13 protein-coding genes are annotated in these 12,683 nt (G+C 73.3%); 7 read left to right on the top strand and 6 right to left on the bottom strand.

Translation table 11 applies throughout. From position 1 onward, the window contains the following. Positions 1–172: 172 nt before the first annotated feature. From ACIPWA_RS17200 to ACIPWA_RS17185, 4 genes are all read right to left on the bottom strand, one after another. Positions 173–679: a DoxX family membrane protein gene (locus ACIPWA_RS17200; protein WP_400291778.1), complete on the bottom strand. Its 507-nt coding sequence runs from the start codon at positions 677–679 to the stop codon at positions 173–175. Between the two features lie 120 nt (positions 680–799). Continuing rightward, the gene (locus ACIPWA_RS17195; RefSeq protein ID WP_056654331.1) at positions 800–1,423 is read right to left on the bottom strand and encodes an FMN reductase; all 624 of its coding nucleotides are present in this window, start codon (positions 1,421–1,423) and stop codon (positions 800–802) included. A 164-nt stretch (positions 1,424–1,587) separates the two neighbouring features. Next, a complete protein-coding gene (locus ACIPWA_RS17190; RefSeq protein WP_056654328.1) occupies positions 1,588–2,793 on the bottom strand; it encodes an LLM class flavin-dependent oxidoreductase in 1,206 nt (401 codons plus the stop codon). A gap of 290 nt (positions 2,794–3,083) precedes the next feature. After that, the gene (locus tag ACIPWA_RS17185; protein ID WP_056654325.1) at positions 3,084–3,419 is read right to left on the bottom strand and encodes a YnfA family protein; all 336 of its coding nucleotides are present in this window, start codon (positions 3,417–3,419) and stop codon (positions 3,084–3,086) included. A 240-nt stretch (positions 3,420–3,659) separates the two neighbouring features. Here ACIPWA_RS17185 and ACIPWA_RS17180 point away from each other — a divergent pair, with 240 nt between their 5' ends. Beyond that, a complete protein-coding gene (locus ACIPWA_RS17180) occupies positions 3,660–4,334 on the top strand; it encodes a hypothetical protein (protein ID WP_400291777.1) in 675 nt (224 codons plus the stop codon). Between the two features lie 20 nt (positions 4,335–4,354). On the opposite strand, the gene ACIPWA_RS17175 is transcribed toward ACIPWA_RS17180, so the two are convergent. Then, positions 4,355–4,570, bottom strand: a complete 216-nt coding sequence (locus ACIPWA_RS17175; protein ID WP_400291776.1) for a hypothetical protein — start codon at positions 4,568–4,570, stop codon at positions 4,355–4,357. A 111-nt stretch (positions 4,571–4,681) separates the two neighbouring features. Here ACIPWA_RS17175 and ACIPWA_RS17170 point away from each other — a divergent pair, with 111 nt between their 5' ends. The 4 genes from ACIPWA_RS17170 to ACIPWA_RS17155 all read left to right on the top strand — a co-directional run bounded on the left by ACIPWA_RS17170 (position 4,682) and on the right by ACIPWA_RS17155 (position 8,293). Then, a complete protein-coding gene (locus ACIPWA_RS17170; protein ID WP_400291775.1) occupies positions 4,682–5,683 on the top strand; it encodes an NAD-dependent epimerase/dehydratase family protein in 1,002 nt (333 codons plus the stop codon). A gap of 103 nt (positions 5,684–5,786) precedes the next feature. Next, a complete protein-coding gene (locus tag ACIPWA_RS17165; protein WP_400291774.1) occupies positions 5,787–6,926 on the top strand; it encodes an ABC transporter permease in 1,140 nt (379 codons plus the stop codon). Continuing rightward, entirely contained in the window at positions 6,923–7,633 is a 711-nt protein-coding gene (locus tag ACIPWA_RS17160; RefSeq protein ID WP_056654314.1) for an ABC transporter ATP-binding protein, read from the top strand. The genes ACIPWA_RS17165 and ACIPWA_RS17160 overlap by 4 nt, the downstream gene beginning before the upstream one ends. 51 nt (positions 7,634–7,684) lie before the next feature. Continuing rightward, on the top strand, positions 7,685–8,293 hold the full coding sequence (locus tag ACIPWA_RS17155; RefSeq protein WP_056765295.1) for a TetR/AcrR family transcriptional regulator: 609 nt from the start codon (positions 7,685–7,687) through the stop codon (positions 8,291–8,293). Here the strand turns inward: ACIPWA_RS17155 and ACIPWA_RS17150 are convergent. After that, positions 8,278–8,760 carry an Lrp/AsnC family transcriptional regulator gene (locus tag ACIPWA_RS17150; RefSeq protein ID WP_056654308.1) on the bottom strand — a complete coding sequence of 161 codons (483 nt, stop codon included), beginning with the start codon at positions 8,758–8,760 and terminating at the stop codon, positions 8,278–8,280. The two genes, ACIPWA_RS17155 and ACIPWA_RS17150, sit on opposite strands and share 16 nt — an antisense overlap. A 190-nt stretch (positions 8,761–8,950) precedes the next feature. On the opposite strand from ACIPWA_RS17150, the gene ACIPWA_RS17145 reads away from it, so the two are divergent. Together ACIPWA_RS17145 and ACIPWA_RS17140 are read left to right on the top strand one after the other, a co-directional pair. Further along, positions 8,951–10,354 (top strand): NAD(P)/FAD-dependent oxidoreductase, encoded by a 1,404-nt coding sequence (locus ACIPWA_RS17145; protein WP_400291773.1) that lies wholly within the window; start codon positions 8,951–8,953, stop codon positions 10,352–10,354. Between the two features lie 248 nt (positions 10,355–10,602). Continuing rightward, entirely contained in the window at positions 10,603–12,654 is a 2,052-nt protein-coding gene (locus tag ACIPWA_RS17140; RefSeq protein WP_400291772.1) for a hypothetical protein, read from the top strand. The last annotated feature ends 29 nt before the right edge of the window (positions 12,655–12,683 follow it).

Here is a 12,683-nt window from a genome sequence, read left to right as displayed (position 1 = left end):
GGGGGGGGCGGGCCGGGGGGGGGGGGGGGGGGGCCCCCCCCCCCCCCCCCCGGGCGCCCCCCCCCCCCCCCGGGGGGGGGGGGGGGCCGGGGGGGGCCCCCCCCCCCCCCCCCCCGCTTCTCGTGCTGCGTGCGGTGGTGCTTCTGGTGGTGCTCCTGGATCGGTGGGGCGTTCAGCCGGCACGGCGCAGCCGTGCCCCGAGGGCGTAGGCCCCGACGACCGTCGCCGCGGCGACCAGGACGACGTCCTTGAGCACGTACTGCCCCAGGAGCGTCATGCCCGAGCCGAACAGCTCGTCGAAGAACAGGACCGTCGGGGCGAGGATGCCCACGAACGCGCCGGCCATGACCACGAGCCCCGCGCGCAGCAGGTACCCCGTGACGAGCGTGATCCCGATGAAGCACTCGATGACCGCCGTGCCGATCACCGCGACCGGGCCGTGGACCAGGCCGAGGGTCAGGGTGTCGATCGTGCGCTCGGCGACGACCTCGGCCGGGCTGGCCCCGGGGAAGAGCTTCAGGACCCCGAAGCCCAGGAAGACCAGGCCCAGGGCGACGCGCAGCGCCGGGACGGACCAGCGGGTCAGGACACGAGCGAGGGCGTCGACGGCGCCGCTCAGGTGGGTGGAGACGGAGCCACGGCGGGAGATCGCCTGGCCGTCGACGGAGAGGGTGGACATGGACGTGCCTTTCTGGATGTGGAGGGGTTCCGGCGCCTCGTCGTCGGGCGCACATCCAGAAGGAGACCCTGCACCGGGTGAGTGATGCGGGTCACACCGCGTTTCACCCGGTCGGCCCGGCTACTGGCCGAACATCTGCGCGAACGAGGGCACGCCGTCGAACATGCCCGTCGTGGTGCGCGGGTCGCGGGCCGCGACCGTGCCCGCGAGCTCCTTGGCCGCCTTGCGGATGCGGGCCGGGAGCGGGCCGGCGTCGTGCGTGCTGTCGCCCTCGGCGGCCCAGTCGTCCGTGGCCGCGAAGACCGACGTCGTCGCGACGTCCGCGTGCAGGTACGTGAACAGCGGGCGCATCGAGTACTCGACGGCCAGCGAGTGGCGCGACGTGCCGCCCGTGGCGCCCAGCAGCACCGGCATGCCCTGGAGCGAGTCCTTGTCGAGGATGTCGACGAAGGACTTGAAGAGCCCCGAGTACGTGGTCGTGAACAGCGGGGTGACCAGGACGAGCGCGTCGGCGCCCGTGACCTTCTCGATCACCTCGGCGAGGTCGCCGCTCGCGAAGCCCGTGAGCATCGCGTCGGTGATGGCATGGGCGACGTCGCGCAGCTCGACCGTCGTGACCTCGGCGGTCACGCCCAGGTCGCCGAGCTCGGCCACGGTCGCGGCGGAGAGACGGTCGGCGAGCAGGCGGGTCGAGGACGGCTGGCCGAGGCCGGCGGAGATCGCGACGATCTGGCGAGCGGTCATGAGGTGGTGCTCCTGGTTCGTGAGGGTTCTTCGAGTGTGCCGCACGGTGCGTGCGGCGGGTGGTGCATGGTGCTCTCGTGGCCTGCCGGGTGGTGCTGGGAGCCGGGCCGCCCCTGGCCACAAGGGCGGCCCGGCCGCCCGGGTCTCCCCGGGCGGGTGGTCGGTCAGAGTCCGAACGCGGAGCCCTTGCGGGACGTACCCTCGGCAGCTTCTGCCGCCTGGATGTCGTCCTCTGCGGTCTTGCCCGTCCAGTGGTCGGCGGCCGCGACGACCTGCTCCGCGATCTTGCCCTCGGCGCGTGCCTTCGCGACGCGCTGGGCGTGGCTGGGCGGGTCGCTCGGGACGTGGGCGGGGCGCTTGGCCTCCATCTCCTTGCGGAGCACGGGGACGACCTCGCCGGCCAGCAGGTCGATCTGCTCGAGGACCGTCTTGAGCGGGAGGCCCGCGTGGTCCATGAGGAAGAGCTGGCGCTGGTAGTCGCCGACGTGCTCGCGCATGGCGCCGTAGCGGTCGATGACCTCCTGCGGGCTGCCCACGGTCAACGGGGTCTGCGCGCTGAAGTCCTCGAGCGACGGGCCGTGCCCGTAGACGGGCGCGTTGTCGAAGTAGGGCCGGAACTCGCGCACGGCGTCCTGGGAGTTCTTGCGCATGAAGACCTGGCCGCCGAGCCCGACGATCGCCTGGTCGGCCTGGCCGTGGCCGTAGTGCTCGAAGCGCTGACGGTAGTACCGGACCATCTGCTGGGTGTGGCTGATGGGCCAGAAGATGTTGTTGTGGAAGAAGCCGTCACCGTAGTAGGCGGCCTGCTCGGCGATCTCCGGGGTACGGATCGAGCCGTGCCAGACGAAGGGCGCGACGCCGTCGAGCGGGCGCGGCGTGGCCGTGAAGCCCTGGAGGGGCGTGCGGTACTTGCCCTGCCAGTCCACGACCTCCTCCTCCCAGAGGCGACGCAGCAGCGCGTAGTTCTCGATCGCGAGGTTGACGCCCTCACGGATGTCCTTGCCGAACCACGGGTAGACGGGGCCGGTGTTGCCGCGGCCCATCATGAGGTCCATGCGACCGTCCGAGATGACCTGGAGCATCGCGTAGTCCTCGGCGATCTTCACCGGGTCGTTCGTGGTGATGAGCGTCGTGGAGGTCGACAGGATGATGTTCTTCGTCTGCCCGGCGAGGTAGCCGAGCATCGTCGTGGGGGACGACGGGACGAACGGGGGGTTGTGGTGCTCACCCGTGGCGAACACGTCGAGGCCGGCCTCGTCCGCGTGCTTGGCGATGGTGAGCATGGACCGCACGCGCTCGGTGTCGTTGGGCGTGCGACCGGTGACGGGGTCGGTGGTGACGTCGCCGACGGTGAAGATGCCGAACTGCATGGGGGTTGCTCCCTCGTCCTACAAGTTGATGCATTTGCATGTACTTGGAGGAGAACCGGGAGGGTGGCCGGGTTATTCCCCGGAGATCGAGGTGTCGTGGGTCACGCGCTGCGGACTCGTCGTCGACCAGTTGTCAGAGCTGGGCCGGGGTATGCCCCGGCCCAGCTCTGACAACGGATCGGGCGTCTGCGCGCGCCCGACGCCGGAGCGCACCCGGGGCGCTCGGGTGCGCTCCGGCGTCGGGCAGGCAGGACCCCACACACCGGGCGAGAGCGCCTGGCGGACGTCCCCTACGCCGGTCGTGGCGCGTACATGATGACCGCGACGCCCACGAGGCACAGCAGCGCACCGGTCACGTCCCAGCGGTCGGGCCGGAAGCCGTCGACCGCCATGCCCCACACCAGCGAGCCCGCGACGAACACTCCCCCGTACGCCGCGAGGATCCGCCCGAAGCTCGCGTCGGGCTGGAGCGTCGCGAAGAACCCGTAGAGCCCCAGCGCGACGATTCCCGCCCCGATCCAGACCCACCCCTTGTGCTCGCGGACGCCCTGCCAGATCAGCCACGCGCCACCGATCTCGAAGAGCGCAGCGGCGCCGAAGAGCAGGATCGAGCGCAGGACGGTCATGTGGTCTCCTCGGGACGGACGGGTGCAGCGGGACCGCAGCGGCGGCGCCGTGCGGCGCACCACATCATCGCGCGCGCCGGTCGCCACGAGGGAACCACGGGGGGCGCCGCGGGGGCGCCGCGGCGGGTCACCGCCGGGCCTCCCCAGAAGGCCCCCGCCCCTGGCGTTCTGCACAGCCCCCTCCCAGGGACCCGGGCCAGACTGGCACGAGCCCCCATCTCCCCGAGGACCGGAGACCCGATGCCCGACACCACGCACCCCGCTGCGACCGTCCGTCGCGCCCGCTTCATCGACGTGCCCGGCGTCGCCCGGCTGCTCACGACCGACCACCCCGTGGTCGACCTCGACGGCGACGGGCGCCCCGACGCCCCGGTCGACCCCGAGCAGCTCTCGTCCGCGACGCGCCTGGTCCTGGGCCACGGGATCCTCGAGCAGGGCGAGATCTGGGTCGCCGAGGACGCCGACGGTCTCCTCGCCACGACTGTGTGGCTGCCGCCCGAGGTCCCCGCGTTCGAGGACGAGCTCCGCGAGGTCCTGGTCCGCGAGGTCGGCGTCGACCCGCTCGACGAGCCGGCCGACGACGAGCCGGTCCGCGTCGCGACCCGTCAGGCGCTCGGCATCGCGCAGTCCGCGATCGCCGACGCGCTCGACGCCGTCCGCCCGCGCCTCGTCCTCGTCGCGTCGGCCGTGGCGCCCGACGTCGAGGGCGCGGAGCGGGTCGACACGCTGCGCCGGCTCGTCGACGCGCCCGCGAGCGCCCGGCACTCCCCGGACGGCTCACCGGTCGAGGGCCCGTTGTTCACCGCGATCGTCGACCCGGCGCGCGTCGAGGGGATGCGCTCGATCGGGTTCGTCGAGCACCGCAGCGTCGAGCTCGAGCCGCACGGGACCCTGTGGATCGGCGTGCGGGCCTGAGGGCCCACGCGCGGACCGGCCTACGCGACCGCGGCGACCGCGAGCGTCCCGGCGACCACGGCCAGGGGCGCGAGGACGAGTCCCTGGCGCACGAGCGGCCACCAGCCGACCTCGCGGAAGCCCATCCAGTGGCGTGAGCACTGGACCCACCAGAGCACGGTCGCGACCGAGGCCCACGGCGTGACGAGCCGGCCGGCGTCGACCGGTCCCCAGCCACTCGCCCGGCCCCCGCGCACGCGGGCGCCCGCTACCCGACGAGCGGCTCGGTCACTATCGCACGCGCCCAGCCGTCTGCCGTGGGCGTCGCTGGCTTTCGTCCCGGGTGCACAGCGGGCAGAGTCGGAGGCATGACGGACGCGACGCGGTTGCTGGTGCTGGGCGGGACGGAGTTCGTGGGTCGGGCGGTCGTCGACGACGCCCTGGCCCGCGGCTGGGACGTCACCATGTTCCACCGGGGCACGCGCGACGCCCCGCCCGGGGTGCGGGACCTGCGCGGCGACCGCTCCGCCGTCGGGGGCCTGGACGCCCTGGCCGAGGGCGAGTGGGACGTCGCGGTCGACACGTGGTCGTGGGCGCCGAGCGCGGTGCGCGACGCCGCGCGCCTGCTCGACGACCACGTGGGCCGGTACGTGTACGTGTCGAGCCGGTCGGTCTACACGTACCCGACGGGCGCGGGCCTCGGCGAGGACGCGCCCCTCGTGGAGGCCTCGCCCGACGACGGCGCCGACGTCGACTACGCGCGCGCCAAGCGCGGCGGCGAGCTGGCCGTCGAGGAGTCGTTCGGGCACCGCGCGATCCTCGCGCGGGCGGGCCTGGTCCTGGGGCCGTGGGAGAACGTCGGGCGCCTGCCGTGGTGGTTGCAGCGCGTCGCGCGCGGCGGGACCGTGCTCGCCCCGGGGCCGCGCGAGCTGCCCCTGCAGTACGTCGACGCGCGCGACCTCGCGGCGTTCGTGCTCGACGCGACCGAGCAGGGCCTGAGCGGGCCGTTCAACGTCGTGAGCCCCAGCGGGCACGCGACCATGGCCGAGCTGCTCGACGCGTGCGTGGCCGCGACGGGCTCCGACGCCGAGCTGCGCTGGACCGCGCCCGACGTGATCGAGGCCGCGGGCATCGCTCCCTGGACCGAGCTGCCCGTCTGGCTCCCGCCGGGCGAGCTGCACGACACCCTGCACCGCGGCGACGTGTCGCGCGCGGTCGCGGCGGGACTGCGCAACCGGCCCGTCGAGGAGACGGTCGCGGACACGTGGGCCTGGTTGCAGACCCAGCCCGACGGCGCTGCTCCCCAGCGCGCGGACCGCCCTCGGGTGGGGCTCGACCCGGACAAGGAGGCGCGGGCGCTCGCGCTCTGACGGCTTCGGCGCAGAGACCCCGGAGCGGCACCAGTTGCCGACGCCACGTTGGTATCCTTACCGACAAGGCGTCGGCAACCCGTGTCGACCCGGAAGGAGCACCATGTTTCTCGCGTGGCGCGAGCTGTCGTTCGCGCGCTCACGATTTGCCCTGATGGGGGGTGTCGTCGCGCTCGTGTCCGTGCTCGTCGTCCTCTTGTCGGGCCTGTCCTCGGGACTCGTCAACGACGGCGTGTCGGGCCTCAAGAAGCTCCCCGTCGCGGCCTTCGCGTTCGGCGCGGACACCTCCGTCGACTCGGCGTTCTCCCGTAGCACGGTCGACCGCGAGCAGGCCGAGCGCTGGGCCGCCCGCGACGACGTCGCCGACGCAGCACTGTTCGGCAACCAGCTCGTCAACGCCGAGGGCCCCGGCGGCGAGGCCGTCGACCTGGCACTGTTCGGCGTCGAGCCAGGGTCGTTCGTCGCGCCGTCCACGACCGACCTGGCCACCGGGGAGATCCTCGGGGACCCGCACGGGATCGTCGTCAGCGAGACAGTGGGCGACCTGGGCCTGGGTATCGGGGACACCGTGACGATCGAACGGCTGGGCACCGAGCTCACGATCGTCGGCGTGCTCGACGGGCAGCACACGTTCGGGCACGTCGACGTCGCCTACATCCCCCTGGCGACCTGGCAGGAGATCCACGCCGGCGCGACCGACGCCGCCGAGGTGCGGCCCGAGGCGTACGACGAGGCGACCGCCGTCGCGCTCGCGCCCGTCGACGGCGCCGACCTCGACCTCGCGGCCGGTGACGCGGCCGCAGGCACCGCTGCCGTCTCGCTCACGGAGTCCTTCGACGGGTCACCGGGCTATGCGGCCGAGACGCTCACGCTCAACCTCATCCAGGTCTTCCTCTACGCGATCTCGGCCCTCGTCGTCGGTGCGTTCTTCACGGTCTGGACCATCCAGCGCAAGCACGAGATCGCGGTTGCCCGCGCCATGGGCGCCTCGACGTCGTACCTCGTGCGCGACGCCCTCGGCCAGGCGGCGGTGCTCCTCGTGGTGTCCACCGCGATCGGCATGGGCGCGGGCGTGGGCTTCGGCGCGCTGCTCACGTCGACCCCCATGCCGTTCGCCCTCGAGGCCGGGCCCCTCGCGCTCGCCGCGGTGCTGCTCGTCGGGCTCGGCCTCGCGGGCGCCGCCGCCTCGGTCGGCCGCATCGCCCACGTCGATCCCCTGACGGCTCTCGGAGGCCAACGATGACGCACCCCACCCAGCAGGTCTCGAGCACCTCGACCGCCACCCGGGCCGGGCTCGAGATCGACGGCGTGACCCTGACCCTCGGCGACGGCGACTCGACCGTCACCGCGCTCGACCACGTGCACCTCACGGTCGCCCCAGGAGAGCTGCTCGCCGTCCTGGGCCCCTCGGGCGCGGGCAAGTCCAGCCTGCTGGCGGTCGCCGGTGCGTTGACCCGGCCGACCTCGGGCTCTGTCCGCATCGACGGCACCGACGTCTCGGCGATGCCCTCGGCCGGCCAGGCCGCGCTCCGACGCGAGCGGATCGGCTTCGTGTTCCAGTCCGGCAACCTCCTGCCCGCGCTGACCGCCCTCGACCAGCTGCGGTTCGCGCTCCACGTCTCGGGCGGGAAGAACCGCGGACGCGACCCCCTGACCCTGCTCGAGCAGGTGGGCATGGGGCACAAGGCCGACCGACGACCCCACGAGCTCTCGGGTGGTGAGCGCCAGCGCGTAGGGATCGCGCGCGCGCTCGTCACGGCCCCCGCGCTGCTCCTCGTCGACGAGCCCACGGCGGCACTCGACCGCGCGCGCAGCCACGAGGTGGTCCGGCTGCTCGCGGCCGAGACCCACGACCACGGTGTCGCGACCGTCATGGTGACCCACGACCACGACGTGCTCGAGCACTGCGACCGCGTCGTCCACATGGAGGATGGGAGACTGAGCGCTTGATCCACGCTTCCCTGCCCCGGGCGGGGCAGGGAAGCCGCCGTGAGGAGAACCGTGCCCCGCATCAGCGCCCCGACCGTCGCCGAGCACCGTGCGGCGCAGATGCGAGTGCTCCTCGACGCCGCACGGTCGCTCCTTGCCGAGACAGGCCGACCGCCGACGTTCGCGGCGCTCGCCGAACGCGCGGGCCTCGCCCGCCCCAGCCTCTACCAGTACTTCCGCTCCGCGGACGACCTGCTGCTCGCCATGGTCGAGGACGTCTTCCCGAGGTGGTCGGCGACCGTCGCACGGGCTATGGACGCTGCTCCTGACGACCGCGGCCGCGTCGTCGCCTACCTCCGAGCGAACCTCGAGCTCGTCGCCCAGGGCGAGCACGCCCTCGCGACGGCCCTCGCGACAGTCAGCCCGCCGAACGCCGTGATGGAAGGCTCGCGCGCCATGCACGACGAGCTCGTACGGCCGCTGAGTGACGCCTTGCAGGCGCTAGGGACCCGGGACGTCGCCCGCTCGGCAGAGCTGATCAACGCGGTGGTGAACTCCGCCTCACGCATGATCGAGTCCGGCACCCCCCTCGACGACGTGTGGAGCAGCGTCGAAGAGCTCGTCGAACCGTTCCTCGACCGCCTGGTCCACGAGCGAGGGGACGCTCACGGCTTCAGGTAGTCGAAGATGAGCGTCGTGCTCGTGCCCGCGACCTCGGGGCGCACGCTCAGCGTGCTCGCGACCAGGTCCCGCAGCGCCGACGAGTCGCGCACCGCGACGTGCACCATGAAGTCACGGTCCCCCGTCACGAAGTAGATGCCCTCGACGTTCGGCAGCCCCGCGAGGTAGTCGCGGAACGCCGTGAGCCCCGAGCGGGCGTGCGAGTGCAGGCGGATCGCGATGAGCGCCTGGAGGCTGCGCCCCATGGCTGCCGGGTCCACCTCGGTGCGGAACCCCTGGATGACCCCGCGCTCCTGGAGCGAGCGGATACGCGTGTGGCACGTCGACGGCGCGATCCCCACGGCGTCCGCGACGGCCTTGTTCGTGGCCCGCGCGTCGGCCTCGAGGAGAGCGAGGATGCGCCGGTCCGTCTCGTCGAGGACTGCGGCCTGGACGTGGCCTGCACCGGCCCGAATTTCGTTCGGCATGCTCGCCCTTTCGCTCCACAGGACAGAAGGATGTTCGCCGGACAGATCAGTTCCCGAAGATCAGACCGCCCACCTTGAACCGTACCGAAGATCCCTCCAACATTGACCGTGAGGCGCAACCCGTCTCCCACGACCCGGCCTCAGCATCCTCGAGGCCGGGTCGAAATCGTCCCAGGGCAAAGGAGCCCCGATGGCCACCCCTTCTCGCACCTCCACCACCGGTGCACGCACCCCCCGCACGGCAGTCGTCGTCGGCGCCGGCATGGTGGGTCTCGCGACCGCCTGGCACCTGCAGGAGCGCGGTGTCGACGTCACGGTCCTCGACCGCGAGGGCGTCGCCGCAGGCTCGTCGTGGGGCAACGCCGGCTGGCTCACGCCCGGCATGGCCATGCCGCTCGCCGACCCCACGCTGTGGACCTACGCCCCCAAGGCGCTGCTCGACCCGGCCGCGCCCCTGCACATCCCTGCACGGCTCGACCCGCGGTTGTGGTCGTTCCTCGCCCGGTTCGCGGCGCACGCGACCCCGCGCGCGTGGGACCGCGCCATGGCGGCGCTCACGCCGATCGACCGGCTCGCGCTCGACGCGTTCGACGAGCTCAGCGCGCACGGCGTCGCCGCCCGCTCGACGCCCGGTCCGTTCGTGATCGGGTTCGAGGACGAGAGGCAGGCCGCGCCGTTCCTCCACGAGATCGCCCAGGTCGAGGCTGCGGGGCAGGTGGTCCCGCTGCGGCGCATCGACCGGCCCGACGGCGCCGCGCACCTCTCCGGTCCGTCGCACCCGGGCGTGGCTCGAGCGCACGGGGCGAGCGGCGCCGTCGGGCATGCCTCCTCCTCGACGTCCCCGGACCGGGGCCGAGCACCCGAGGTGAGCGACGCCGTCGGGCGTCCTGCCCAGCTCACCGACCGCGTGCGCGCGGTCTACGCCCTCGAGGGCCAGCGGTTCATCGAGCCCGGACCGTTCGTCGGCGCGCTGGGCGACGCGGTCCGCGCGCGCGGCGGGCGCATCGTGACCGACGCGACCGTCACCGGGCTGCGTGCCCAGGCGGGGCGCGGCGTGCAGGTGCTCGTAGACGGGCAGGACCCCGTGGTCGCCGACGTCGCGGTCCTCGCGACCGGCGCCTGGCTGCCCGGGCTCGCGCGGCCGCTCGGCGTGCGCACGCTCGTCCAGGCCGGGCGCGGCTACTCGTTCACGGTCAAGACCGACGTGCCGGTCGAGCAGCCGATCTACCTGCCGTCGCGCCGCGTCGCGTGCACGCCCTACCAGGGGCGGTTCCGCATCGCGGGGACCATGGAGTTCCGGGGCCCCGACGAGCCGTTCCAGCCGCGGCGCATCGACGCGATCCTCGCGTCGGTGCGCGACCTGTTCCAGGGAGTCGACCTCGACGACCGGCACGACGAGTGGGTCGGCTCCCGGCCCGTGACCCCCGACGGGCTGCCGCTGGTCGGGGCGACCCGGGCGCCCGGCGTGTACGTCGCGGGCGGGCACGGGATGTGGGGCATCGTGCTCGGGCCCGCGACGGGGAAGCTGCTCGCCGAGCAGATCGTGACCGGGACGGTTCCGCAGGAGATCAGGGCGTTCGACCCGCTGCGGTGAGGGTGCGGGCGTGGGTGGCCGGCCGCTGGCCGCTTGCCGCTGGCCACCGAGAAGTGAGCAGACGCCCCTGGATCGCCCGGATCAGGGGCATCTGCCCACTTCTCGGCGAGAGCGGCAGTCACGAATTCACCCGCTCGCGCGCCTCCGTTCTGCCACGTCCACGGCCGGGCCGACCTCTCTCCTCTCAGGGGCAGGGCCAGCAGGTCCGCCGGGCGACGGCACGGCGCAACCACGACGAGGTGGCCGACATGCGTGCTCGATCAGCTCTCCCGCTCCTCTCTGCCCTTGCCCTCGGCGCCGTGCTCCCGCTCGCCGCGAGCGCCCAGGCCACCGTCGACGAGTCGCCGCCGCCCTCGTGCCAGGACGTGATCGAGCTCGCGACCTCCCATCGTCCGAGCGCAGCGCTCGTCGCCGCGGCCCAGGTCGAGGCCGCGGGTGGGGCTGCCTGCGAGGCCACCGTCCTGGCCGAGGCCGAGGAATCGGTCGCCGAGGCTGCGGTGCTCCTGCGTCGGGCACAGGGGCTGGACGCCGAGGCGGGCCGCGTCGCGACCGACACCGAGGCGGCCGCGGAGCTCCGCGGCGCTGCCGACACCTCCTACGCCCAGGCGCTCGCGCTCGACCTCGGCTCGACCGCTGCGTTCGACGGACTGACCTCGGACCCGGGATCCGAGGCCCCGCCGGCCGGCACCGCCGTGGCCGCTGCCCGGCTCGTCGACCTGGGGCATCGCGCCGAGGCCCGCGAGCTGCTCCTCACGGCGGTCAAGGAGGGCAAGGTGGAACCGGAGGACCTCGACCAGGCACTGCAGGACCTGCTGGCCCCGAGCCCCCCGGAGACCGTCGTGGACTGGTGGGACGAGGACGGCAGGACGTGGCTCACGGTCGGGGCCTGGTGCGTCGCGGGGCTCGCCCTGATCTACCTGGTGCTGTGGACCTGGGTCCGTCGCCCGCCCTACCGGATCGACCCCGCGACCCAGGCCGTGACCGCGGGGAAGGCCGACGACGTCGCCCAGGCATGGGCCGAGATGCTCCCGCGCCGGCTCGACGACCTCGCCGAGTCGACACCCGCCATGCGGATCTCGACAGGCCCGGACACCGACCTCACGCTCCCCGACATCGACGGGATGCCGTCGGGCTTCAAGGCCGTCGTGGAGTTCTGGACGTGGTTCCGACGCCTGCGCGTGCGTCACGTCTCGGCTCTCCTGCACGACGAGGGCGGGAAGGTCGGCGTGACGGTCTCGATCAGGAAGCGGTCCGGCAGGCTCATCGAGACCCGGACGCTCCGCCCCCTGGACGACGCCGCGCCCGTCGACCGGGCGACGTATCTCGGCCTGCTGCCACAGGCCGCCGTCTGGATCGCGTTCCAGACCACCGAGCGACGCCACCGGGTCGCCGTGCTCGGGACGAGGTCCGAGGTCGCGGTCCTCCATTTCGCCGACTCGGCCGCGCTCCTCGCCGCCGGAGACAAGGGGACCGCCCGCCAGGCTCTGCTCCGGGCGCGCGCCGCAGATCCCGCGATGCTCGCTGCCCGGCTCAACCTCGCGGTCCTCGACCTCCGGAGGGAGGGCGAGGATCCGGCCGTCGCCCCGCAGGACTGGCGGGCGCGGCTCGAGGCGCTCCACGGCGTGGAGCACGCGGCGTCCGCACGGCTCGCGGAACTCCTCGGCGGCACGCCTCACGTCCGTCCGACCACGCGCGACCACTGGTGGAGGGAGGTCGTCCGATGCCGTGCGACAGTCATGCGGGCCTGCTACAACCGGGCGATCAGCGTCCTCAACTGGTCGGTCGTCGACGACACCGACGAGATCCGGCAGCACCTGGGCGCAGCGTTGGACTCCACCAGGAAGGCTGCGGTCGAGCTGCGCGAGACCACCCCGCGACGGTCCCGGTGGACGGCCATCCGACGGACCGGGCACAACGTCCAACGGCACTCGGAGCTCATGCGTCGAGGGCACGTCGATCCCGGTCCGGCTGAGTTCCTGACCGACGTCCGGAAACAGCTCGCGGCCATCTACCCGAGCTGGGAGACCGCCTACCCGGACGTCCTCCCCGGATGGGTCGACTACGGCATCGCCTGCGTCGCGGCCACCGTCGTGCCGCGCAACGCCGACGCGCCGACCAGACCGGCCGCCGTCGCGCGTGTGCAGTCGTGGTTGGACCGCGCCTTCACCAAGCAGCCCGGACACTACGTCTCGGCCGCTCGACGGGACCCGTTCTTCTCGCACCTCGTGACCGTCTCCGACGAACCGGCCAGCGCCGAACCGCGCCCGGCGCCACCGGACGGTCCGGCCGCCGAGAACTGAGCGAGAAGTGAGTAGACGCCCCTGGATCG

The sequence above is a fragment of the Oerskovia enterophila genome (assembly GCF_044748475.1).
Taxonomy (GTDB): Bacteria; Actinomycetota; Actinomycetes; order Actinomycetales; family Cellulomonadaceae; genus Oerskovia; species Oerskovia enterophila.
This window is presented reverse-complemented; position numbering and strand designations above follow the sequence as displayed.